Source organism: Methanosarcina sp. MSH10X1 (genome assembly GCF_004099695.1).
GTDB lineage: Archaea > Halobacteriota > Methanosarcinia > Methanosarcinales > Methanosarcinaceae > Methanosarcina.
In genome coordinates, this window is the sequence record NZ_SCHL01000014.1 from 24797 (window position 1) to 48606 (window position 23810).

At 43.1% G+C, this 23810-nt stretch carries 19 protein-coding genes and 1 tRNA gene; 8 read left to right on the plus strand and 12 right to left on the minus strand.

Translation table 11 applies throughout. The annotated features are described in order from the left end of the window. Window positions 1–42 precede the first annotated feature (42 nt). Window positions 43–2151 (minus strand): methyltransferase domain-containing protein, encoded by a 2109-nt coding sequence (locus EQO05_RS11065; protein ID WP_128506498.1) that lies wholly within the window; start codon window positions 2149–2151, stop codon window positions 43–45. Between the two features lie 190 nt (window positions 2152–2341). After that, complete coding sequence (locus EQO05_RS11070; RefSeq protein WP_128506500.1) at window positions 2342–3604, minus strand: anion transporter; 1263 nt, start codon at window positions 3602–3604, stop codon at window positions 2342–2344. A gap of 151 nt (window positions 3605–3755) precedes the next feature. On the opposite strand from EQO05_RS11070, the gene EQO05_RS11075 reads away from it, so the two are divergent. From EQO05_RS11075 to EQO05_RS11105, 7 genes are all read left to right on the plus strand, one after another. Beyond that, window positions 3756–3947, plus strand: coding sequence for a hypothetical protein (locus EQO05_RS11075; protein ID WP_128506502.1), 192 nt, complete (start codon window positions 3756–3758; stop codon window positions 3945–3947). A 1742-nt stretch (window positions 3948–5689) separates the two neighbouring features. Next, window positions 5690–5762, plus strand: a tRNA-Gln gene (locus EQO05_RS11080). A 526-nt stretch (window positions 5763–6288) separates the two neighbouring features. Beyond that, window positions 6289–7071, plus strand: a complete 783-nt coding sequence (locus tag EQO05_RS11085; RefSeq protein ID WP_240664594.1) for a molybdate ABC transporter substrate-binding protein — start codon at window positions 6289–6291, stop codon at window positions 7069–7071. Further along, the gene (locus EQO05_RS11090) at window positions 7059–7865 is read left to right on the plus strand and encodes an ABC transporter permease (protein WP_128506506.1); all 807 of its coding nucleotides are present in this window, start codon (window positions 7059–7061) and stop codon (window positions 7863–7865) included. Before EQO05_RS11085 ends, EQO05_RS11090 begins: the two co-directional genes overlap by 13 nt. Further along, window positions 7862–8941, plus strand: a complete 1080-nt coding sequence (locus tag EQO05_RS11095) for an ATP-binding cassette domain-containing protein (RefSeq protein ID WP_128506508.1) — start codon at window positions 7862–7864, stop codon at window positions 8939–8941. Before EQO05_RS11090 ends, EQO05_RS11095 begins: the two co-directional genes overlap by 4 nt. 77 nt (window positions 8942–9018) lie before the next feature. Beyond that, entirely contained in the window at window positions 9019–9810 is a 792-nt protein-coding gene (locus tag EQO05_RS11100) for a nicotinate-nucleotide pyrophosphorylase (protein ID WP_128506510.1), read from the plus strand. Window positions 9811–9831: 21 nt separating this feature from the next. Then, complete coding sequence (locus EQO05_RS11105) at window positions 9832–10719, plus strand: Rossmann-like domain-containing protein (RefSeq protein ID WP_128506512.1); 888 nt, start codon at window positions 9832–9834, stop codon at window positions 10717–10719. Window positions 10720–10798: 79 nt separating this feature from the next. Here EQO05_RS11105 and EQO05_RS11110 read toward each other — a convergent pair whose 3' ends face one another. From EQO05_RS11110 to EQO05_RS11155, 10 genes are all read right to left on the minus strand, one after another. Beyond that, window positions 10799–11818, minus strand: a complete 1020-nt coding sequence (locus EQO05_RS11110; RefSeq protein WP_128506560.1) for a hypothetical protein — start codon at window positions 11816–11818, stop codon at window positions 10799–10801. 430 nt (window positions 11819–12248) lie between these two features. Further along, complete coding sequence (locus EQO05_RS11115) at window positions 12249–13550, minus strand: formylmethanofuran dehydrogenase subunit B (RefSeq protein WP_128506514.1); 1302 nt, start codon at window positions 13548–13550, stop codon at window positions 12249–12251. Between the two features lie 2 nt (window positions 13551–13552). Further along, entirely contained in the window at window positions 13553–13942 is a 390-nt protein-coding gene (locus EQO05_RS11120; protein ID WP_128506562.1) for a molybdopterin dinucleotide binding domain-containing protein, read from the minus strand. A 10-nt stretch (window positions 13943–13952) separates the two neighbouring features. Next, window positions 13953–14813 carry a formylmethanofuran dehydrogenase subunit C gene (locus tag EQO05_RS11125; protein ID WP_128506515.1) on the minus strand — a complete coding sequence of 287 codons (861 nt, stop codon included), beginning with the start codon at window positions 14811–14813 and terminating at the stop codon, window positions 13953–13955. A gap of 4 nt (window positions 14814–14817) precedes the next feature. Further along, window positions 14818–16572 carry a formylmethanofuran dehydrogenase subunit A gene (locus EQO05_RS11130; protein WP_128506517.1) on the minus strand — a complete coding sequence of 585 codons (1755 nt, stop codon included), beginning with the start codon at window positions 16570–16572 and terminating at the stop codon, window positions 14818–14820. Beyond that, complete coding sequence (locus EQO05_RS11135; RefSeq protein ID WP_128506519.1) at window positions 16573–17613, minus strand: 4Fe-4S binding protein; 1041 nt, start codon at window positions 17611–17613, stop codon at window positions 16573–16575. Between the two features lie 18 nt (window positions 17614–17631). After that, window positions 17632–18234, minus strand: coding sequence for an FmdE family protein (locus EQO05_RS11140; RefSeq protein ID WP_128506521.1), 603 nt, complete (start codon window positions 18232–18234; stop codon window positions 17632–17634). 580 nt (window positions 18235–18814) lie between these two features. Next, entirely contained in the window at window positions 18815–19606 is a 792-nt protein-coding gene (locus EQO05_RS11145; RefSeq protein ID WP_128506523.1) for a flavodoxin family protein, read from the minus strand. Window positions 19607–20702: 1096 nt separating this feature from the next. Continuing rightward, window positions 20703–21956, minus strand: a complete 1254-nt coding sequence (locus EQO05_RS11150; RefSeq protein WP_240664596.1) for an ABC transporter permease — start codon at window positions 21954–21956, stop codon at window positions 20703–20705. Further along, window positions 21949–22860, minus strand: a complete 912-nt coding sequence (locus tag EQO05_RS11155) for an ABC transporter ATP-binding protein (RefSeq protein ID WP_128506527.1) — start codon at window positions 22858–22860, stop codon at window positions 21949–21951. The genes EQO05_RS11150 and EQO05_RS11155 overlap by 8 nt, the downstream gene beginning before the upstream one ends. Window positions 22861–23008: 148 nt before the next feature. Here EQO05_RS11155 and EQO05_RS11160 point away from each other — a divergent pair, with 148 nt between their 5' ends. Next, window positions 23009–23680, plus strand: coding sequence for a dihydrofolate reductase family protein (locus EQO05_RS11160; RefSeq protein WP_128506529.1), 672 nt, complete (start codon window positions 23009–23011; stop codon window positions 23678–23680). Window positions 23681–23810: the final 130 nt, after the last annotated feature.

A 23810-nucleotide genomic window follows, 5' to 3' on the forward strand; every position in this document is an offset into this window, starting at 1 on the left:
AAAGGAAAATCAAATCCTTTCTCATTCCACACTTTTTTGAATTTATAAGCCTTCAAAAGCCTGTACTGTGTCGGAAGAGTTTGAAAAAACACCTTTCTTCCGATCATCTTCGGAATCCATTGAGCTGGCCTCAATTTCTTCCTCGAATTCGGCAGCATATTCAGCTGGGCTTTTCCTCGACGTGGTTTCAGTCATTTTTCTTGAAAGCTCGGTTTTTCCGGTAGTTCCGAGACCGTACCTTTCCTTTGCAGCCTCGAGGATAGCAGCCAGCATTCCCGAATAGGAAATATTAGCATAAGCTGCCATCTTTGCCAGGTGACCATCCCAGCACCAGCCAGGATTGGGATTTACTTCAAGCAGCCTGGGCTTGCCTTCGGCGTCAAGCCTCCAGTCAAAGCGGGCATAATCCCGGCAGCCAAGCCTGCTGAACAGAGCAAGGCAGGATTTAATGATTTCCTTTCGGGTCTTTTCCGGGATATCGGCAGGAACGGATTTTATGTTCCAGTATGGAGAGTCCGGAAGCCACTTGGCTTCATAGCCGCAGATTTTCGGAAGCTCTTCAGGCACTGCCGAGTAATCCTCTTCCGTGATGGGAAGTACAGTACATGTGGGCGGATTCCCAATAATGCCCACACTAATGTCTTTTCCGGGAAGGAACTCTTCCAGCAGAAAAGGCCTGCCCGACCCCATTTTTTCCCGGGTTTCCTCAAGAATCTCCAGAAGCTCCTCACGGTTATGGGCAATGCTTTTCTGTGTAATTCCAAAACTCGAATCTCCTGAGTTGGGTTTCACAAGCAAGGGGAAAGACAGAGAAAGCTTTGAAAGGTCCGAATCCCCGGTTATAAGCATTCCCTTTGCTACAGGGATACGCATCTCCCGGGCGACTCCCCTTATAATCGACTTATCATAACAAAAGGCAAGGCATTGAGGGGCCGCCCCTGTATACGGGATATTGAGCTGTTCAAGCAAAGCCGGAACATGAAGCTCTTTTGTCGGATCGTTATAAAACCCCTCATCACATAGATTAAGCACGAGATCAATTTTCGCTGCTCTCTTCTTTAGATCCTCCAGCAGCGTTTCATGCCTGTCAAAGAAAGTAAATCTCATGAAGGGAATCTCAGAAAGTGCCTTTTTCATTTTCTCAAGCGTATCGAAGTCGTCATCGTCGAACACACAGGCAGGCTTTACCTGATCTTCTTTTCTGGGGTCTCCAAGCAAAACTGCAATGTTCATCGGCTTTTTACTTTCTGCTGCCTGGAAGGAAAGAGGCCATGGTTTTTCAACAGAAGCCGAAACCAGAATTCTCTGTTCCATCATGCCCGCATCCTGAGTACCTGCGGATACCGGGCTGAAAGTGCTATGAAAAGCGGGACTGCTAAACCCTGAAGCGGTGAGCAGCTCAAAAAGGCTTTCCTTGTTGTATAAGCGTTCAGCATAAAACTGGTCTGCAATTACCCCCCTGTCAATACGGCTTATTACTTCCCTGCAAATTAGCCGATCCCCATCGGCTGAAAGAGCCCTTTCCCTGCATACAAAATATTTCCTGTCCAGCCATTCCCATGACCTGGGCTGGAAACTCTTTTTCATATGATCGCCATCCACGGCATCAATGAAAACCCTGCCCTCGGGCTTCAAAACCCGAAAAATTTCTTCAAGAACCTTTCGGTCCTGAAGCGTTGAATCGAAGTAGCCAAAACTGTTGCCCAGGATAGTTACTATATCAAAAGTATCAGAAGGGTAGGGAAGTTTTCTTGCGTCTCCTTCTCTGAACCTGACCTGCAGGTTGTCTTTCTGTGCTCTGGTTCTGGCTTTCCTTATAAGGTACTGGGATCTGTCATACCCCTCAACGTTCGAAAAACCCCTTCTTGCCAGTTCAAGCACATGTCTTCCCTGTCCACAGCAAAGATCAAGAATCTTTTCTTCAGGAGCCACCCCCAAAATGGAAACAATGAGATCGACCTCTTTGCCGGTAACCTCCATATCATCCAGAAGATCGGCATCGGTCTTGAGGTAAAGTGAGTTAAAAAGAGTCTGCCACCAGTCGGACCGGACATGTGTTTCAAGGTCTTCAACAGGCCCAAAGGTTTTCTTCTGTACGGTACACCTGGCGCGTCTGCGCCTGGCATTTGGATCTGTATTATTCTGGGTCATGATTTGATATCTTCCAGAAAAAAATGTATGTATTTTGAGTATATCAAGTTTATCAGAGAGTTGAGTATTATTTAAATACCTGGTTGGAGAGATTGGCAAGCCAGCCAGGGCTTAATAAGTCCTTTTATCTGATTTATAGTAGAATTGAGCGTTTCAACTCCATTTTGAGTGATTTTATAGTTTCTTAGGGTTAGAGGAAGATAAAGTAAATAATAGCATCCAAAATCGTTATTAAAGCCCCGATTCTAGAGAATTCGGTAAACGAAATAGTTTTCCCTTCTTTCTCCGCATTTTGAATAATTATAACGTTGCTTGCAGCTCCCAGAATCAGAAGGTTTCCCGCAATTGTACTTCCCGCAGCAAGAGCCATCAACTGCCCCTGAGAAACTGGACTGCCCATGGCAGGCAGGTAGAGCGCAACAAAGGGAACATTAGAAATTAGCTGGCTAAGCCCAATGCTGAGCGCAAGAATAGTTGATACTGAGCCTAACTGCGGGGGCATCCTGGCAAGCAATTCCTGGCATGTCCCGGAGGTCCACACGCTTTGCATTAGCACAAACATTGAAACGAAAAAAACCAGAGTTGCCCAGTCAATATTTCTGACGATTTCTAAGCGCCTTCTGCTGAGCAGGACAGGCAGCGCTGAGAGCAGGGCAATCCAGCTCAGGTTAAAATCCCAGGAAGGCAAAAACTCCACCAGGAGGATCTTACAGGCTATGAGAGCCAGCAGAAGGGAAAGCGCCATTTTAGAAGCACTGGCAAGCTCAGGATCAGTAATGACCTCTTCGGAGTGGATCAAGGTTGATTTCCCGAATTCTTCCCGGAAAAAGAGTTTCAGCACGGCATAAGCAACTAGAAGGCATAGAAGGGTTGGAAGGGCGAGCGATTGCAAGAATGTTACAAAAGGAGTCTCCAAATTTCCCCCAATTGCTATGAGAAGGTTTTGTGGGTTTCCTATAGGGCTCATAACGCTTCCAGTAGTTACTCCGAATGCCAGGGAAAAGAGCATGAGTTTGGGAGAGATATTGTATTTCCTGGAAAACCCCAGAACGAGTGGAGTACCCATGATAGCAAGGGTATCGTTCATAAGGAATGCAGAGAGGATTCCTGTAGAGAAGAGTACAAGCAGCACAAGTTGATCCGTATCCTTTGCTCTGGAAACTAGCCTGTTCCCAAACCAGGCAAGATATCCGCTCCTGTTAAGTGCTTCTCCCACACAAAAAGCCCCAAATAGAAATATCAGCACGTCGATGTTAATTGCCTGAATGGCCTCTTGAGGCGAAATCTCACCGAGAAGCAGCACCAGTATTGCTCCAGAAGTCATGATCTGCCAGATCTGCAACCTTAAAGATCCGACCTGTCTCAGAGCGGTTAGTACAAAGACGCCCAGAAGAATAAGTACTGAAGGATCAGGAAAATATACAGGAGAGAAAATTATAGAATCTATTGCCATAGAACTCACAAGCATTGTGACATAAATTTAGAATGTGATATCAACTCAAGTATAAAATTCCTGCGCTCGTGGGGAATTTCTTGCAATAAAACGCTTTTAAGGATATGATAAATGCGAAATCCTTAAACGTAGAATGATAGATGCTAAAATTATGGAAGTCAGGTTTCCTTTTTCTGCAACCATCCTTCAGAAAGGAGATTTCTACGTTGCAATCTGCCCTGAGGCTGATGTAATTTGTAAGGGAAATACTATCGAGGAAGCTATTGAAAATCTCAAAAAGGAAATGGAAAAATTCCTGGGGGAAGAACTGTCACGGGGATTTTCGAAAATTATAATCTATTGAGTTTTAAACTTATTACTTTTCATTTCGTTGAGGGAATCGTTTAAGGCTACTGCCGGAGCGATACCTCCGGGAATTATGATTTAAAAAAGTAGCCAAACATATTCGAATTTTTACATATACATTTTATTTAACAATGAGGAGAATATTTCGAAGCTGAACCCGTGGAATTTTATTTTGTATTAGCGGTAATCAGAAGAATTTATTATTTCCTCTCAGGGTCCATCAAAAGTAAATCAAAAGTAAATCAAAAGTAAATTTAATATCCTTACTCTCGAAACCGGGAAGATCAGGAAAAGGTGGAATGAGTTAGAATTTTATTAAAGGCGTTAATAGAATTATAGTGAAGATCATAAAAACACAGATTAACACATATTAAAAGAAGAATAAAAACACATATTAACACATATTAAAAGAAGAATAAAAACACATATTAACACATATTAAAAGAAGAGTAAGAAAAAGCCCGAAAGTCTTATGTTCCCTTTACCGTAGCCCCCGATACGGTTGTCCGAAGATAATACGCTCCCCCAAGCATACGATTCCGGACAGAATCAAAAGCTTCCGGGCAATTCTTTTACCTACTAGTCATACCCGTTGCTCACTCGTGCCGTTCTCTCCCCGTTACAATGTATAATTATCCCTGTAATTATTTTAAATTAATTATACCAAAAATTAGTTTCAAACAAAAAATGCTATCGCATAAAAAGTTTTAAACTCGCAGTATAATTTCATATTAAATGAGTTTCTAGCGTTAAACGGGGATTAATAAGCCTTGGAAAGTGAATACGGCAATAAAAAGTTTGATCACCGGGTAATTTACAGCTCATTACCGGACTGAAACTTTCAATAAAAGTCCTCAAAGGGGTTTTCAGTTATTCAAAATCCTGAAAGGGGCGCTGGAAGAAATAAAAGATTTTACTCAAAAATAAAATTTGAAACAACAAAGCTGGAACATGGAGCAGAATAACCCTTTGTCACTGGAAAGCACAATAGGAGAGCATAGCAGATAGTAAGAACAGTAATAGGGTAACAAAAAGTTCAGGAAAGATGAGCAGATCAGGGATATAATTAAAAAGTAGAGTTGTGGTCGAATCCGCAGGGAATCCACTGAATAAGAAACAAAAGCCAGAAATAATAGTTTTAAAATTCCAGAATAATAGACAAAGATAAGAGAAATTGGGGTAAGGAATGTTACAACTAAAAAGAATTTAAGACTGGAAAATTAAAAAGTTGTTTAAAAAAGTTGTTTAGGAAATTAAAAATTGTTTAAAAATAATTGAGTGCCTGATAAGAAGAAGCTCGGGAGCAGTTTAGTCCATTACCGTATCCCCCAATACAGCCGCTTCCGGAGTATGCTCCCATCAAACATATCCTGAAGCAAGAACAGCCAGCTCCCGGGCAATTCTGTCACAACCCGCTACTTCGCTATTCAATCATACCCTATCTCTTCCAGCTCCACATATAGTAATGAAATAAATTACTTTAAATTAATTATCTGAAAAATTTCTTGCGGGCAAAAAATAGTTTCGTGAAGAATATTTCAAAGCCAGAAAAGGACTTTAAGTATGAAAATAGGAAGAAAGAAAGTGTTAGCGGGAAAATGAAGACAATAGGAAATAAAGAGAAAGAAAAGGTGGCTATATAGAAAAAAGGGATCTGACCAAAAAATTAATGCGAAAGAGTCCCGAGCTGGCACAAAAATTAAGTACATGAATTAAGCTATAAGTAAAAGCTTAACGTGCAGTCCTGTAGGGTAGTGGTCAATCCTTCGGGCCTTTGGAGCCCGGGACAGCGGTTCGAATCCGCTCAGGACTATAAAAATATTCTAGTAGATTAACAAATGCTATTTTTTTGAGAAGCGCACATACAATCGAAGCGAGCCCAGTTTTTATGCTCATTAAAGGTAAGTGCTGCCCGATTGCGGAGATGTTGGAAAGATCGCTAGTTTGGGAACTTCTCAGCCATTTTTAAGATATCTTTTTCTGAATTATTTTGTTAGTTCCCTTTACTATACTTCCATTTATCTGAGCGATAGTATTGTTCGCAGAACTTCACCTGCCTGAAAATTAGAACCTGGATACAAAGCTGAGCTTCTGGCGCCCTAGTCGGGTTTAATCCTGCAAGGGGCAGTGTATAAAATTCAGGGCTCTAAAGCAGCCTGTGCAAGCACCGAACTGTTCTATAATATTGTTGCACTCTGGCTTTTAGAAAAACCTTTATTAACCGTTATGTATGTTCAAACATAACCGTCAAACCATACTGAAAAGGTGCCTGTATGAAAAAAGCCTGCAAGAAAAAAACGTATTCAAAGCGTCTGAGCATATTTCTGTTATTGCTGATTATGATTTCGATGTTACCGGTATCTGGATGCATTGAAGACAAATCTTCGGCATCCGTTTCAGGAGAAAACGAGAATAATTTCGAGGGAAGACAGCTTACTGTTTGCGCCGGAGCCGGACTGATAAAACCAATGAACGAATTAATTAAGAATTTCGAAGATGAGACCGGAGCAAAAATTCAGGTCCGTTACGGCGGAAGTGCAGAAATTTTTGGAACTCTGGCTTCAAAGGAATGTGATATTTTCATTCCCGGAGATTACTACTACACCGAGCAGGCAATGTCCAGAAATTATGTTTTCAATGAAAGCGTAAAAAACGTGACCCTGCACATCCCTGTAATTGCGGTTCCTGAAGGAAACCCGGCAAACGTAACCGGACTTAAAGATCTGGCAAGGCCTGGTATAAAGCTTGCTCTAGGAGACACAAAAGGGCCTGCAATAGGCAAAGTTTCGGAAACAATCTGTGCACAGACAGGCATCCTTCCTGAAGTCAAGAATAATACAATTGTCTGGACCGCAACTGTAAACCAGCTTCTTGTTTACATTGTTTCCGGAGAGGTAGATGCGACAATTTTCTGGGAAGATATGGCAAACTGGGGAGAAGCTAACGGAAAAATCGAATTGATCTCCATCCCTGAGGAGCAAAACAAGATAGAGACCATACCTGCGGCAATTTCCGTTTACACTGAAGACCCCGAACTTGCAGAAGCTTTCAATGCCTATATTGCAGGAGAGGAAGCGGAAGAAACCTGGGAAAAGTGGGGCTTTGAGCCATGCGCTTTGTAAAAAGTCCCTTCGTAAATCACTCCTTGTTCAGGAGCGCAACAGTGGGTATTGCCTGTTTCTTTACGATGCTGTTCTTTTCAGCTGCTGGAACCTTGCTTTTTGCCCTGAAGCCCTCTGAATTTCTTTCATCTCTTTTTTCCGAAGAGATAATTTATTCCGTGAAGCTTTCTATGCTGACAGCCTCGATTTCAACTCTTCTGGTAATGTGCTGTTCTGTGCCTACAGCGTATGCGCTTTCACGTTTCACCTTTCCCGGGAAAACCCTTATAAGAACTATCCTGGGGCTACCAATGGCATTTCCGGAACTGGTTATGGGTCTGGCTCTCCTTCTTCTCTTTGGTCAGAATTTTCTCGGACCCATTCTTGAAATCCTTGGGATTAAAGTGACTTTTAGCAGGTTAGGAATAATAATTGCACAATTCTGCATAGCCTTTCCATATGCAGTCAAAATTATTTACTCTACGTTTGAAGGCATTAATCCTAGATACGAGCAGGTCTCAAGAAGCTTTGGATACGGAGAGTTCGAGACCTTCAGAAAAATTACCCTTCCAATGGCGCGAAGCGGACTCTTTGCCTCTGCAATTATCACTTTCGCTCGCTGTATAGGGTCTTTTGGAGCTGTTCTTATCCTTGCAGGAGGCTCGTACATGTACACCGAAGTCCTGCCAGTAACCCTTTACCTTAATATTTCCTACGGAAACCTTGAAATGGCGATCACAAGCGGAATTTTACTAATGGGAATTGCCTTTCTTGCTATTCTAAGCTTTGAGCGGCTCGAAGGAGGAAAGCTGTGAGTTTCCTTGAAACCCGTGATCTTTGCCTTGATATCGGGGGCTTTGAACTTAATAATATAAACCTCAGGGCTGATGAAGGGGATTATGTTGCGCTTATAGGTCCTTCCGGGAGCGGGAAATCGCTCCTGCTTGAGACCTTAATAGGATTTTATGTGCCTGAAAAAGGCAGGATTTTGCTTGAAGAAGGAGATATAACTGCCTTTTCCCCGGATAAGAGGCAAATTAGCATAGTATACCAGGATCACATGCTTTTTCCACACATGAATGTTTTCGAAAATATAGAATATGCCCTGAAGAAGAAGCTCAGGAACGAAAAACAGCTTGAGGCTGAAATCAGGCAAATTGCAGACATTCTGGGAATTGGTGGACTTCTATATAGAAAACCAACAACCTTGAGTGGAGGAGAAAAACAAAGAGTAGCCCTTGCAAGGAGCCTTGTAGTAAGACCAAAGTTGCTCCTGCTTGATGAACCTTTCAGCGCTCTCGATGCCAGAGCCCGGGAGAAGTTAAGGGATTTACTGAAAAAAGCAATTAGTGAATATCGCACCACTGTGCTGCATGTGACCCATGACTTTGAGGATATCTGGATGCTGGCAAACAGGGTAATAATAATTAGAAAAGGTGAGCTGATACAGGAGGGAGACCCGGAATCCGTATTCAGGCGCCCATCCCATAGCTTCGTAGCCGAATTTCTTGGCACAAATGTGATAAAAGGAAAAATAAAGGCTCGAAACGGAAAACTCACAGTACTTGAAGCCGAAGGTCTGGAGGTCTACTCTGCAGACTCCGCTAAGCCCGGAGAAAAGGTTACAGTTTCTATCCGCCCGGAAGAAATTATCCTTGCCCGGACAGCCATTGAGAGTTCAGCTCGGAACATTTTAAAGGGAAGAGTTTCAGGAATTCTCAAAAAAGAACATCTGATTGTGGTAGAAGTAGTGATAGGGAATACTGAAATCAAAGCAGTAATTACACCGACATCATGTGAAATTCTTGATCTGGAACCAGGCAAAGAAATCTATGCGATATTCAAAGCTTCAAATGCCAGAATAATTGGTAGGACAGGGAATACTGACTGATTGGAAGTAAAGGATTCACAGGAAAACAACAGAAAGGAAAATAGAAAAATAAAAACAAAAAACCTATGAGGTAAATCATGATAGACCTTTTTGAATTTTACTTTTATGAAGACTGTCCTTATCAGGATGAGAGTGCAGAACTTCTTGGATTAAACGGTATGGGAAAAATGAAGCTCATATCGAGAGAAAACGGGGTCTGCGCCTGCACCGGCGACCTTGCTGACTATTATGAAAGAAAAGGCTTGACATGCCTGCTTTACCTCAAGGACGGCGACAACTTCAAAGCAGGAGATACAGTTTTTGAAGCTGAAGGAGATCTCAAACTTTTGTTCAAATTCTGGAGGGTTTCCCAGACCTTTCTTTCCCTGATGTGTGCCATTGCCACAAAGACCGCTTCTTTCGTGGACGCAGGCCGAAAGGCAAACCCTGATTTTATTCTCGCAACTAGCAGGAAAACTCATCCCGGAACCCGTACGTTTGAGCTTAAAGCTGTCCGGGCAGGCGGAGGAGACATTCACCGAAACTCTCTAAGTGATTCCATCCAGATCAGCCAGAATCATCTTGAAGTCACCGGAGATCTGGGTAAACTCAAAGCCTTGAAAAAGATAGAAATCGAGCCCAGAACCAGGGAAGAAGCGTTCAAATATGTCGAAATAGCCGATATAATGCTTCTTGACCACCTTTCCCCGGAGGAACTGCGGGAACTGGGACCCGAACTTAAGAGACTCAATCCCAAGCTTGAACTTGCAGTGGGTGGAATTGAGGCAAAAAGAATCCCTGAGTATGCCCCTCTTGTCGATATCATCGTTATAAGCGCTCCCTATTACGCAAATCCCCTTGATTTTACAACTAAGATCGAAAGGATCTGAAGAAAAATGAAAGGTGACACGATGCCGGAAACAAAATATTCGGGAGGAATAAAACTCCCGAAAAGAGACGAAAGGAAGTCAGAAAGTGGAATTGAAGGAGAGGGAAAAAAAGAGGCTGAAATTCTACCAGCCCTGGTCAGTACACTCAAAAATGATCTGGATTCTGCCCTTGAAGAAATCGAAGTAAAGGATGCCAGGATAGGGCTTGCCTACACCGGAATCCTGCTTTCAAACGGTTACGGAGGCGTTGCCTGCACCCCCTTATATGAGTTCTCCTGCTGCCCTGCCCTTGGTTTCACGGAAACTCTGAAGGGAAAAACCGCTGATAAATTACTTGAACTTGCCCTGTCAGAAAATCCCCTCGAAGCTGCTGTAGGAGTTGCAACTGCAAATGCGCTTTCCCACATGCTATGGGATCTTAAACCTGAGAACTTTCCCACTTCAAACCTGGATGTCCTTGACCTTATAAAACCTGAAGATCGAGTTGCAATGGTAGGTTATTTTGGACCTCTCATCCCGAAAATCCTGAAAATAACCGGTAAATTCACAGTCCTTGAAAAGCGTGAAATCGAAGCTCCGCAAACCAGAACCCTGCCATCGGAAAAAGCCAGAGAAATCCTCCCTGTATCCGATGTAATCATTCTCAGTGCAAGTACTCTCGCCAACAGGACTTTTGATGAACTTCTTTCCCTCCGGGGTGCAGCAAGGGAAGTAATCCTGCTAGGTCCAAGTGCTCCTCTTTACCCTGCCCCGTTTTTTGATAGAGGAATTACTGCAATAATGGGAACCCGAATTATTGACCCCCTGACAATGCTTACCGTAGTAAGTGAAGCTGGAGGTACGAAAAAACTACACAGGTACTGTGGGAAGAAAGTAGCATTCAGAAAAAATGAACAAAAGGAAGAATAATCCTCTTGAGCGAAGAAAAAGGGCAGAAAAAAGAGAATTCTTTAGAGATCTTTGATGAGATAAAAATTTAAAAAGAACTTTATGAACGCTTAAAAACCAGTAACGATAAAATCCCTAAAATGACCATTATTGAAGTAAAGCCAGGCATTTGATTGGTTGTTTTATTGCCAGCAATCCCTTCTTCATTATTTGATACATTGATGTCATCAGCTTCATTCACATCTGGTTCATCAGCTGGGGCTAAATCATCTGTTATTTGCACAAAAATAAAAACGACTGGTACATCACTTATGCCTTCCTGTTCAAAATGTTCATCTATTACTTGATATATTTCATCAATTACTGATTCATTTACCTTCTCTGGAGTGGATTCCTCGAAACCTACTATTAAATATCCATAAATGTTGGTTCCAAAACTATTCACAGGACCACCGAATTCAGTAAAATATGGACTAATTCCTGTATTACTATTAGGGCGAGAAAGTGGCTGACTACACTTAACAAGTAAGTCTGTCCATTCCACTTTTTCATCAGCATCTGTAATTACAGGCATTGTTCCTCGAGTAGTTATGAACCCTGTCTCATTTTTAGCTCTCTCAAAAGACTCAGGCCCATAATCAGGTAAAGGAAGGTTCTTCTCATCCTGTGCCCACATAAAAACCACAGGAATATCGCTTATTCCTTCCTGCTCTTCACAAAAATCCTCAATTTTCTGATACACCCTGTCAATTCTGGAGTCATCTATCTTTCCTTTATAAGCAGATCCTAGTTCAACTATTATTACTTTATTATTGGATGCAACGCTCTTTATAGAGCTATCAAATTCGGAGTATGATGGTCCCATTAGGGTAAGATTTAACCAGCAGTCTGCAATCGAATTTTCCCACTCCTGATCAACTATTTCTGGTAAATTTCCCCTGTAAGCTATGAACGAGGGATCATTTACAAATTCCTTTATAGAATCAGAGATCTCATCAGATCCGGAATCATTCAGTTTGCTATCATCTGCACCTGCAGAACCACATAAAAAGAGAGAAACACAGAAGATAAGCATCAGCCACGTGTAAATATTCATTCTTTTATTCCTTCTTTTGAGCATTTTAATCAAACTTATTACTTATTTTAGAGCTTTAATTTTTATTATTTTTTTAAATCTCAAAATCAAGCACTGCATGTTTGTTCAAATCGAAATGGGTAGATAACTTGATGTTTTCAATACTAACTTTGGATTCGACTGTCAGATTTCCTTAGATAAGAAATTGGCAAAGCATAAAATACTTTTTAAATTTCCTAATTTTATACATATTCGCCTGAAATGAGAATATTTTAAAATATTCTTATTTCTTCTTACTCTGGCTGCGAATATGCTGAAAAAACTACATAAGTGTTGTAAGAAGTAACTTTAAGAAAAGCCGGGAATTGTAAAAAAGATTTGGAATGTACGAGGTGTCATACATTCCATTTTAAATAAGGGAAATTCACCTTTTTTCAGTATTTTTTCTTCCGGTGCAGAAAGAGAACTGCAACTTTCACTTTCTTGCTTTAATCTTCTCAAATAGCTGTTTCAACGTATCCTCATTGCTCTTAGTAAACCCGAAGGGCGAACTCGTGAAAGGCTCAAAATGCACAGCCACGTCGTCGAGCCTGTAGAAAGTCCCGTCGCATTCCATGGCATCAATGACTCCCGGAAGCACAACATCCGAGGCTGCTGTGGTTGGGCAGGGAGCAATATCTAGGCAAACCATTGGGATTTTGGCGAGGTAAGAAGCGCAGTCCGCAGGGATATGGCAGACAAGGTCAGCACACATCACAAGGGCTGCATCCACGTCTTTTTCCCGCAGCAAGTCCACGGTTGTAAATTCTCCGGGGTTGTAACGCGGGTATCCGCGTGTGAAATCAAGCCCGAAGGGATAGCCGTACATATATGAAGCGACCTGGTTGAAGCCTGCCACATTACAGTGGCCTCTGAGAGCTCCAAGGGTGAACTTTGTATAGTTGTTCAGTTCCTTTACAAGGTTCATGGCAATCTCGGCGTTCCTGTGCTTTCCGATGGATGAGGAAAGCCCGAGTCCTACTGATATTGCCCCGAAGTTGCAGTGCTTCATCATATCCAGCATCTCTTCCATCACAGAGATGGGGACTCCTGTAATCGCTTCCACTGAAGGATGAGGAGTTTTCCCATGCAGCAGGGTGAGGAGTGCACTGATGAGTTCGTAATCCGAATTGGGTTTAAGCTGTATATGCAGGTCGGAAGCTTCAGCGGTTGGAGTTTTTCTTGGGTCTACAGTGATAACTGTCCGATCAAAACGCCCGCGTTTTGTCCAGTAACCTCTCGGGAAAACCGCATATCTTGACATCTGCCTGGGCATGGATTCAAGAGGGTTTGTTCCCCAATAGACTATCAGGTCTCCCCTATTTTTCTTCTGACCTTCGGTTGCACCTACTTTTCCGGACTCCTGTATTCCCATGGCTGTCGGCCCGTGGCAGATTGTAGCATTGGAGTCAACAATAGCTCCAAGGTATTCCCCTATCTTGAGCCCGATTTCATGTGCTTCGCAGGAGGTTTCACTGCCCATGAAAAGCAGAGGGCGTTTTGCCGAAATAAGTATATCGGCAGCTTTTTCAAGGGCTTCATCCCAGGCAGCAGGTGACAATTTTCCACTAGCCTTTATAAGAGGCTGCCTGAGCCTGTGGGAACTCACAACCTCTTTGAACTTGGCATTTCCCATTTTACATGCATTTCTGGCTTCTATCTTTCCGTCTCCGAATTCAACCTGGATATCATCACAGGCTGCCCCACACACTGGACAGACTATATTTTTGTAAATCATGTTTACTGCCCTCCGAGATAAACTTTCAAAACTACATCTTCGGCGCTAAGAACCTCTTTTTCAGTGGGTTCAATTGTTACAGGGATGCCCTTATAGAGTGGAGAGCCCGTAGAAAGGGTATCGGGATCAATGACAACATTCGACCAGATAGCCCTTGGCATGAAAACCTGTCCTGGCTGGACTGAGTCAGTACATCTGGTATAAACATTGACAGAATGTTTTCCATTTCCACTTGTTACTTTTACCTTATCAGGGGAACAGAGTGATACGAAGTCAGCAGGAGAAATCCAACAGCGTGCGCATTCCATAGTATAGTCATCCGTGAACTTGTCTCCTCCTTTGGCAAGCCTGCCTTCATCAATCGTACTTCCGGTAATGAGTAATACTTCCATATCTCTCACCTCAGAGCTCAGGATTTTTTTCTGCAGCCACATAAAGCACCCCTTTTGCCCGCTTGCTGATTGCATAATCCCCTGTGAACTTCTTGAATTCGCCTATTAACTCAACTTCACCAGCCTTGACACTGTTTACCATGGAAACATATTCAAAACCGGGGGAAAAACGTTCTATTTTGCCTCCGATAACTATGGTTCCGCCTGCCATTTCAGCGCCTGTGCCACGAAGAGCCCTGCCTTTAACAACAATAAGCCCTCCGTTCTGGCGAATTCCACAGAAGCCTTCAACGTTGCCTTCTACCAGAATCTCACCACCGTCCATACCGCCCCCGAGCTGATGCCGTGCCGAGCCTTCGATAACAATGCGTCCGCCTTTCATGCCGTGCCATTTGCCCCTGTAGGCGCAGCCCACATGATCCCCAGCATTGCCTTTAATATTCAGGAGGCCACCTGTCATTTCCATGCCAGCCCAGGAATCCGCATCTCCGTAAACTACGATCTCGCCTCCTTTCATCCCGGTACCTACATGCATTCCTGCAGACCCTTCAATTTCGATTTTTCCCGCACTCATGCCTTCTCCGATCCTTTTGACCCTCTTAGCGTCACCTTTTATGCGGATAAGAGTCTCAGCTGCAGAAATGCCACCACTGCCGATTACTTCAAAAAACTCGGAAAGAGGATAAGTCTCTGGCCCCTGCCATACGGGCAGGTTTCCGATTTCCCTGGCATTTTTGCCTGCAAAGGAATTGGGTGTAATAACATCAGCTTCCAGTTTGATGTCAATCTCTTTTATAGGAATAAGAACTACTTCTTCCATTTTTCCAGCACTTTCGATCTTGCCTTTGTCAATAAGAACTCCCTCTGTCATGACCTCACCTCTTACCATTAACCTGTATGGGAGTTGGATTTTCCAGATACTTTTCTGGAGTCGGGTAGTTAGCAAAGCCCAGGGTATAATACCTGAACCAATCCTTTACATCGGCCAGCATCTCCTTTTCCCTCTCGTTTTCCACATGCACTTCGGAATAATATGTTCGTTTTTCAGGCAAGGAAACGATCTCACCTTTAACAGCCACAATTTTGCCATCTTTTACAGTGTATTCTGCTTTCCTGAAGGCTCTGAGAAGAGTTTCGTAGTTGTTTGCGTCAAGCTGCTGAGGATTTATGTTATAAACCGTAACATCCCCGTCAGCCCCCACACCAAGAGAACCTTTTCTGTGCACCATACCAATTGTCCTTGCAGGATTGGCTCTGGTCAGGATCGAAAGGTCATAGAGGGAAAGTTCCCGGTTTACGCCACCAAGCTCACTCCTATCATTTGCCCATTTGTGGCACTCGCTGAAGGTCTGATTTCTGAAAGCTTCAGACATGAGCCAGGTCATTACTTCGGGGTATTTTGTAAACGGCCCGCCATTGGGGCTGTCCGTAGTCATAATCGTTTTCCATGGATCCTTAATCAGCATGAGACATTCAAGTCCCATTGCCCATTGTAGGCTGTGCACAGGATTGGACTTGAGGTAAGTGAAGGGCAGGACACCTGAACCGCACTCCATCTCGACATCAGTATTTGACCATTTGTTTCCTGTAAGTGTGTAAAGGTCATGAATCGCAGGTCCGTCTCCGGTCATAACTGTTGCTTCTCCAAAGGGAGTGCACCCACTGTCGATTACCACATGGTCTTTGTTGTTGACGTAGCCTGCAATATCTTTTACTCCGGATTCGCAGTCTCCCCATGTGGTGCCTGCAAAACTATTGAACATAAGATGGGTGAGGTATACGGAACGGTCCCGTGCAGGGTCCAGCTTGGTTTCAGCCCATTCCACATCCAGATTCTGCCTGGGCTTTATGCCGTCGGGAATTTTGAGGGAATCTCTGGTAATTCCATAGCATCCAGGATGTCCCAGATTATTTGCATGCAGGTGGACAGGCATTGGCATGCCGAGTCGTTCATTGATTTCAGTAAGCCCTTTTATTACTTCTCTCGGGGTAATCTCGAAATGGATATTGGCTTCATCGAGAGAATTTATGTTTTTACCCCAGCCCCAGTTTTCTACTCCTGCAGGATTGACACATTTAATTCCATAGGTCTTGTGGGTTTTCATCATCCAGGCTACGTAAGCCGCAGCCTTTTCCATGTCTCCGTCTTTCAGGTAGCGCATCAGAAAGAAGTTGTTTCCGAGAACCAGGTACCCACCCATATCAAGGAGCGGAGTTGCACGCATTTCCTCATGGGTGTGGCGAGCTTCAAGAGGAGGAACGGCAGCCTCAAAAACTGTCGTATAACCCATTGCTGCATAATCATACCCTTGCTTGTAGACCGATGGAACCGTGTAACCTGAGCCGGAATGGGTGAGTGAAGTTTTCTGGAGATTTGCTTTATAATGGTCTTCTGGACGCATTGACCTGCCGGCGTTGACCTTTGCCCCTGCAACGTGAGAATGAGAATCAACTCCTCCGGGCATAACTGTCATACCGGAGGCGTCAATAACCTTTGCATCTTTCAGTTCGGCAGAAGAAAGCTCCCTTACAACTTTTCCGTCTTTGATAAAAATATCCATTATTTCCCCTTTTATTTCGTTCAGGGGATCAAAGACGTATCCGTTCTTGACTGCAATTGTTCCTGCCATTTATTCCACCTCTCTTTTTACAAGCCGGATCGCATCAACAGGGCAGATAAGGGCACATGTACCATCTCCCCCGCAGAGATCCTGGTTTATGACCGAAATTTTTCCATCCTTAACCCCAAGGAGAGCCTTCTCATCCATATTGTTCAGGTACCCGGCTGCAAGCTCACGGTCAGAAAGGGCGTTCACAGGACAGGCAATTACACAGTTTCCGCAGCCCAAGCACGCAGTTTCGTCGGTTTCCAGGCAGGTACGGAGCAGAGCTTTAGGAACAGGAGTTTCAAGCAACTTTTTCTCAAGAACGGTCTTTTTCTCAACGTTCGGGAGAATTGCAGTTTTTCTGACATCAATTGCGTTAACAGGGCAGGAAACCGCACATGCCCCGCAGTAGATGCAGGCATCAGGACGGTGACTTATTTTTTCAACTCTTTCCCCAGGTTTAGCCTTTTTATTGAAAATGGCATTTGCAGGACATGCCTCTACACATGTATGGCAGGTCTGACAGACATTCTCATCCCGGTCCCATCTTCCTTCAAAGGGTTTTTCCACGGAAATCGCATTCACAGGACAGATTGCTGCACACCAGCCGCAGTGGACGCAATACTCTGTATCAATATGGGTCTTTCCTACAAGCTTCAGGTGCCCATCCTCTGAAATTTCGCGAGTTACCTCAATGCAGCCTCTGGGACAGATGACCTCACAAAGCCCGCAGTGGATGCAACTCTCATTTACTGACGTCGGTTTCATTGCCCTGAAAAGATAGGACATATCAGTGAGGGCTTTTCCTACCTGCTTCACCTCAAGAGCGCCGGTGGGGCAAACTTTTGCACAGATTCCACAGACAAGGCAGGCTTCACTTTCTTTCATTTCCAGGAAATCTGCATCCAGCAACCCTCTCATTATAGCTCCCACGGCTCCAACTGCCAGGTTACCTTTAGGGCATGCCTGTACGCAGGTCCCGCAGCCAATGCATTTTTCAGGCGAATAAATTAGCTGCTTATCTTTTTTTTCGGCAAAGACAGACAATCGCATATCATCTTGCATTTTGTTTACCTCTCAACGTTATTCTGTGCAACCGCCGCACAGCAGCTCATTATCATATTGAGTGAACATTTCACCGCAATTTTTACAGCACTGTATCCGCTTCTTCCTTCTAACCGGAACTTCAATGTCCACAGATTTCCAGGAGTACACCTTTTCCCCTGCATCCAGAAGGATTGGTACAATCTCTACATGAGGAAATTTTTCAGTGTTCAGGTACCAGGCATGGAGTTTGGGATAGGCTTTTGTTTTCTCAGGATCAAGGATGATCCGGAGCCCTTTTATGCTGTAAACTCCTTCAGGCGCCTGTTTGTTTATCGTGACTGCCATCTTCCCAAGGTTATGGATCTTCAACCCATTGTTTCCAATGGTAGCTCCCGCCAGGATCTGAAACGGGTCAGGCATGCAGCTTTTCGTTTCACAGGTCACGTAAATGCGCTCCCCGTCCTGAACTTCAAGCTCCCTCTTTGCGATATTGAGCATCTGAATGCCGATTAATGCTCCAGAGGTGAGGAAGCCGTGAAAGGGAACTACTTTTTCAATCTGGGAAATTAACTCAGGGTCTTTTACCTGCCCTAGAATTGTCTCCATCCGGTGTTTTTCTTCATCTGAGTTTTTATGCAATGTATGCACCGCCGTGAGTCTTACCGTTATGTTGGCTTAAACATAACGCTGACAAATGCAGGAGCCCGAATAAATATTTCAGCAAAGGGGATCCGACATGTCACGTTATGTAGAAGTAAACATAACAGAGAGGAAGCAAAGTATCTTAAGTTATTTTTTTACAGGAAATCAGCCAATTTTACAGGGCCGGGTAGATAGATTCAATTCCCCGAAATATAAGCCAGAGGCAAAAGTAACAGGACAATATACAACCCGATACCTCAATTTCAGGGATATGTTAAGATCAACATATCGACATTAAGCAAAATAATTTATTCCGGTTAAAGTCATATAAGCAGGTGATTTATAAAATTATCGATTGAGAAATATTCAGTGAAAGAAAGGCAAAAACATAAAGAAAGCTCAAAAGAAGAATTCTCAAGAGATAGCAGAAATACTTGGAGATTCGTTACATATCAGAAATGCCCCATCAGGTAGAAATTCTGGTATTCAACAAATTTAATTGTTTTCTAAGCCTTTCAGAACTATTATTCAAATATTACACTCTCCTGTAAAATTTACGCTTATTTAAGAAGAGAACTTATTTTCCTAATTCGGCCATTTCCTTCCGCATTTTTCTTCTTATCGTTTGTTCCGAGATCCAGCCAATAGCATTGTAAACAGGATTAACGGGCACATCCACATAATATTTTGTTTCCGGGTTGAGCCAGCCTTTTTCTTTCCAGTATGTATAATCAGCAGGGGAACTAAGGCCAAGCTCACCAAAACTCGCTTTCTGCCCGCGAAAAATCAGTATATCTTTAAGTCCCGGAGAGCGACGTTTTTTCTGAAAGGAATTATAAAATTCGAATGCAGCTTTCTCAAGCTTCCGGTTATTCTCCTGCTCTTGCTTCCCGGAGATCATACCCGGAGGGGTTATAAGACCAACACTATGAGATACCTCAAAACCCCATATACCGGCTATGAGTTTGAGGTAATTGAGAGTTTCCTTAAGGCCCACCGCTCCTGTGGTGGAGAGAAGAAGGGCTTTTTTATCGAAAAAACGAGGCCGGTGGAGAATATAACAGAGCCGGTCGATAAATGTTTTCATGAGTGCAGTTACATTCATACCATAAACAGGCGAAGCAAGGATAACCCCATCTGCAGAATGCATTTTCTGCTCTATGAGACCGGCATCATCTTTACAAGGACAATAGTTTTCTCCTTTTAAAAAACAGGCAAAACAACCACGGCACTGTGAGAGGTTTGCATCTTTGAGCATCAGGTATTCGAATTCAACTTTAGCCATGGACTGCATGAACTCTTCAATCTTCTTCGCCGCTTGATAAGTATTGCCTTTTCTCGGGCTTCCCATGATAACCAGAATTTTCATAACTTTTAACACATTCCTTCCATTTTAACAGAATAGTAAGAATATATAACCTGAGCTAAAGAATTCCTGCAAAGCCGGCCCAAGATATAGTAGCTGGTATACAGCTGCAAACCAGTGCGCGAGAGAAATAACACCGTTAACTGCCCTTATCAAATATATTAATTATCGCCATCTGTTCCACTGGCTGATTGGCATCGTTAACTCGCCGGGAATCTGCGGGTTCATATATAAAAAAGCAACCGGCAGGTGCAGAAATCTAAAGATTACTGAATTTACGGCAAAAATGATAAAACAGAGGATAAAACAGAGGATAAAACAGAGGATAAAACAGAGGATAAAACAGAGGATAAAACAGAGGATAAAACTAGAAGTCTGAAAAAGCATTATTCGGAGATAAGCTAAACTAAAATCAGTCAGGTGGTTCACAAGGTTCTATGTAAACGAAGTTCATTACTGGATCAGTTTTGAAGCTGTCCGGCATTTTCCTTCATTTCACAGCACTTCCTCATGAACCAATTATAACTATATAACTAATATTATAAAAAAGTAACGATAGAATAGATAATTATTTAATCAGTTTCTATTTTTAATACTGAAGTGCCCTGTTTTATCCCGGTTCAACATAAAAATACCCTCAAAATAGACTGGTAAAATAGACTGGTAAAATAGACTGGTAAAATAGACTGGTAAAATAGACTGGTAAAATAGACTGGTAAAATAAAAAAGCCTGTGAAGGGGCCCATAAAGTCATGTCCGAAACTGTATAGTTTATTACGGGGGCAGTTTGTATGTCTGCCCGGGTATTTCCTGCATGTTACATATGACTTTATGGACCAATTACAAATATGTAAGTAATAATATAAATTAACGACGATAGAACATCGCATTCTTTAATAAGTATTGGATATCCTCATCGTGAAGCCTCGTTTACCATATTCATTTGCCTTACAAACCTGATCCAATCAACCAACGTGAGGGATTATTTTCAACGAGTCCGGCTTCCTTATTTTTCTCTGTCAGCTAACATTTTCTTAAATTTGTTCTTCAAGCTAAAGGTAGATTTCGGCACCAGCTAGAGAAACCGAAGCTTATCCTTTTACTCGCTTCCTGTTTTAATATTTTTAAGGATTTCCCGTATTCCGGGTCTTTTCCCGTACATCAGCAGGTAAACCCTGAAAAGCCGGCTGGAGAGCAGGATCACCCCATGAACTGAAATAAATAGAATGAAAAGGCTGGCAAGAATCTGGTAGACAGGTACGGCTGCAACCCCCATCCTTGCCAGCATAGCTACAGGTGAAGTCAGAGGAAAAAGGGAAAGAAAGACTGAAAACGGGCTGTCCGGGTCCGTAAGGATAAGCTGCATGAAAATCAGGGGACTTGCGGCTGCAAATGTGAAAATTCCTGCTATCTGCTGGCTCTCCTGAAGGGAACTGGTCACTGCCCCTATTCCTGCCATCATACTGGCAAAAAAGAGGAAGCCAAGTACGAAATAGATAAGAGCGAGAAAAAGAGTAAGAAGCTCTATTTTTGCAGGAAGGGCATACCCGCTCCCGAGCGTTACTGCTGCAAGCCAGATAATAATCTGCAGGAGGCCGACTGCACCAAGACCGAGGATCTTGCCTCTAAGGATCTCGGAGGGAGTTACGGAAGAAAGCAGGATTTCTATTATCCTGTTCTCTTTCTCCTCGGTAACTCCGCGAAGCAGAAAACCAGATGATGAAAAAATACTGAAGAGAAGGAGAAAAGCTGTAAGGATAGGAAGCCCAAAGCTTGCAAATATTTCGGCAATTCCCTGCTCAGAAGGTTCTCCACTCTCCCCTATGTTGTAAAACTTCATATTAACCGGGTCCCGAATCCTGTTGAGAACTGGATCATCTACTTCGTCCTTAAGGAGAGAAGTGATAATTATATCCGAGAGTTCGGCAGACAGTTCGATGTCTGGCAAAGATGCCTCTTTTTCAGGACTGTACAGTGCTATTGTTCCGGTCTCTAGAAAGTTTTCAGGGATAATAATATAGGAGGAAATCAGGCCTGCCTGTAAGTCCTGTCTTGCATCGGAAATTTCCCTGTACATTACAAATTCCTTAACTGAGGTTTCTGTCTCTGAAGTTCCTGGAGAAAACCCCTGGCTCTGGATCGATTTCGGAAATTCCAAGGCTCCGGTCAGATCAATGTAACCTATTTTCTGGTCTTCTTCCGGGCTCGTGCCTGGAAATACTGCCGGAAGTAGACTGATCCCCATAAGCAGGAGAGGGAAGAGAAATGTCATAAAAAGGAACTCTTTACGCTTTATTGTTTTCAGGAACTCGTGCCTGGCAACAATAAAGGTTTTTTCGGGGCAATTATTCACTGGCGGCACTCTCCAGAGTCTCAATAAAAATTTCATTTAGTGAAGGGAGTGTCTGCTCAAAGCGCAGGAGATTTGTCCTGCTGACGAGCTCCTCAAGAAGGAATTGTATTTTTATTCCTTCCTCAGGGAAGAGTTCAACCGATTTTCCGGATTCTATTATTTTTTTTATGCCTGGAATTTCCCGAATTGCATTAAAATCTTCCTTTTCTGCGAATTCTACAACCAGAGAATTTTTTCCATGCTCTATCCTGATCTCATCCACAGAACCGTAAAGTACTCTCCCGCCTTTATTGAGCATAAGAATCCTGTCACAGAGAGTCTGAGCCTGCTCCATCATGTGCGTGGAGAGGAGTATTGTTTTTCCCGAAGCCCTGAGCTCCAGGATTTTGTCCTTAACGGTTTTCGCACTTACCGGATCAAGCCCGGAAAAGGGCTCGTCAAGGATTATAAGATCAGGATCATGGATAATCGCGGAAAGGAACTGAAGCCGCTGCTGCATTCCTCTGGAAAGCTCTTCAACTTTTTTATTTTTGTATTGATATAGGTCCAGGGATTTAAGAAGGGACTCAGCTATTAAATGAGCCTGTTTTTCCGGCATGCCTTTAAGCTGTGCAAGATAGACGAGCATATCCAGAAGTCCTGTTTTCCTGTACAGCCCCCTTTCTTCAGGAAGATATCCTATCCTGTTCTTTGCAGCCGGGCTAAGGGGCTTACCAAAGACATATATTTTCCCGATGTCCGGCTTGATGATGTCAAGAAGAAGCCTTATAAGCGTTGTCTTTCCTGCTCCGTTTGGCCCCAGTAACCCGAAAATCTCACCCTGTTCCATTGAAAATGAGATATCCCGAATGATATTCTTGTCTGAGAAGGACTTTGATACGCTCTGAAATTCCACAGTATGCATCCAGATTAAATATATTCCAATATAGAATAAGTTTATTCGATATTTAATGGAAGCAAAAGTTCATTCGGCATTTAATTGAAATAACTGTCCAGCATTAAAGAGATTAATAGAATTCAACAGAGAAAATAAGGAGAATTCAGGGGATAGTATGATACCGAAATTAATTATTCACAACAGCGTAAGTCTCGATGGCTCCACTACAGGCTTCGAAGCAAATCTTGACGTTCACTATAAGATCCTGAGTAGTTATCAACCCGACGCCATGATAGTCGGCTCAAATACTGCAAAGACCGGAACCCAGTTCTTCTGCGAAAAAATTCCGCCCGAAGAAGAATCGGATTTCAGGAAACCTGAGATCCAGCCCGACGATCCCAGGGCATACTGGCTGATTGCGGACTCAAAAGGGATTCTTGAAGGGTTAATGCATGTATTCAGGCGTTCCGAATACAGCAAAGATGTAATTGTCCTGGTCTCTGAAAGGACTCCTGAAGCTTACATCAATTACCTTAAAGAGAGAAACTATGATTTTATCAGGATCGGTGCAGACCGCGTAAATATCAGGCATGCACTGGAAATTGCAAAAGAAAAGTACGGTTTCGAACTTGTAGTTTCCGACAGCGGCGGAGTGCTGAACAGCATATTACTCGAATACGGGCTTGTAGAAGAAATCAGCCTGATCCTTACCCCTGAAATTACAGGAAAGAATGGGACAAACCTTTTCAGGACCCTGGAGAAAAGCGGAATTCGGCTTGAGCTTATAAGAGATGAAATTGTAGAAAAGCAATATGTGCATCTGGTCTACCGGGTTTTGAAAGAATAAAATCGCTGGATACATAATTTTCAACACCGATTTTTAACTTAAACCATTGACCCGAAACCGATGACCAGAAACCGATGGCCTGCAAGCGTGGCGTCGCTTGAGCCCGCCCCGGTTACACCAGTTTCGATAA

What these genes read in the sequence shown, in the direction of transcription:
- EQO05_RS11065 (WP_128506498.1), bottom strand. Translation starts at nt 2,151, where the DNA reads ATGACCCAGAATAATACAGATCCAAATGCCAGGCGCAGACGCGCCAGG.
- EQO05_RS11070 (WP_128506500.1), bottom strand. Translation starts at nt 3,604, where the DNA reads ATGGCAATAGATTCTATAATTTTCTCTCCTGTATATTTTCCTGATCCT.
- EQO05_RS11075 (WP_128506502.1), top strand. Translation starts at nt 3,756, where the DNA reads ATGGAAGTCAGGTTTCCTTTTTCTGCAACCATCCTTCAGAAAGGAGAT.
- EQO05_RS11085 (WP_240664594.1), top strand. Translation starts at nt 6,289, where the DNA reads ATGATTTCGATGTTACCGGTATCTGGATGCATTGAAGACAAATCTTCG.
- EQO05_RS11090 (WP_128506506.1), top strand. Translation starts at nt 7,059, where the DNA reads ATGCGCTTTGTAAAAAGTCCCTTCGTAAATCACTCCTTGTTCAGGAGC.
- EQO05_RS11100 (WP_128506510.1), top strand. Translation starts at nt 9,019, where the DNA reads ATGATAGACCTTTTTGAATTTTACTTTTATGAAGACTGTCCTTATCAG.
- EQO05_RS11105 (WP_128506512.1), top strand. Translation starts at nt 9,832, where the DNA reads ATGCCGGAAACAAAATATTCGGGAGGAATAAAACTCCCGAAAAGAGAC.
- EQO05_RS11110 (WP_128506560.1), bottom strand. Translation starts at nt 11,818, where the DNA reads ATGCTCAAAAGAAGGAATAAAAGAATGAATATTTACACGTGGCTGATG.
- EQO05_RS11115 (WP_128506514.1), bottom strand. Translation starts at nt 13,550, where the DNA reads ATGATTTACAAAAATATAGTCTGTCCAGTGTGTGGGGCAGCCTGTGAT.
- EQO05_RS11120 (WP_128506562.1), bottom strand. Translation starts at nt 13,942, where the DNA reads ATGGAAGTATTACTCATTACCGGAAGTACGATTGATGAAGGCAGGCTT.
- EQO05_RS11125 (WP_128506515.1), bottom strand. Translation starts at nt 14,813, where the DNA reads ATGACAGAGGGAGTTCTTATTGACAAAGGCAAGATCGAAAGTGCTGGA.
- EQO05_RS11130 (WP_128506517.1), bottom strand. Translation starts at nt 16,572, where the DNA reads ATGGCAGGAACAATTGCAGTCAAGAACGGATACGTCTTTGATCCCCTG.
- EQO05_RS11135 (WP_128506519.1), bottom strand. Translation starts at nt 17,613, where the DNA reads ATGCAAGATGATATGCGATTGTCTGTCTTTGCCGAAAAAAAAGATAAG.
- EQO05_RS11145 (WP_128506523.1), bottom strand. Translation starts at nt 19,606, where the DNA reads ATGAAAATTCTGGTTATCATGGGAAGCCCGAGAAAAGGCAATACTTAT.
- EQO05_RS11155 (WP_128506527.1), bottom strand. Translation starts at nt 22,860, where the DNA reads ATGCATACTGTGGAATTTCAGAGCGTATCAAAGTCCTTCTCAGACAAG.
- EQO05_RS11160 (WP_128506529.1), top strand. Translation starts at nt 23,009, where the DNA reads ATGATACCGAAATTAATTATTCACAACAGCGTAAGTCTCGATGGCTCC.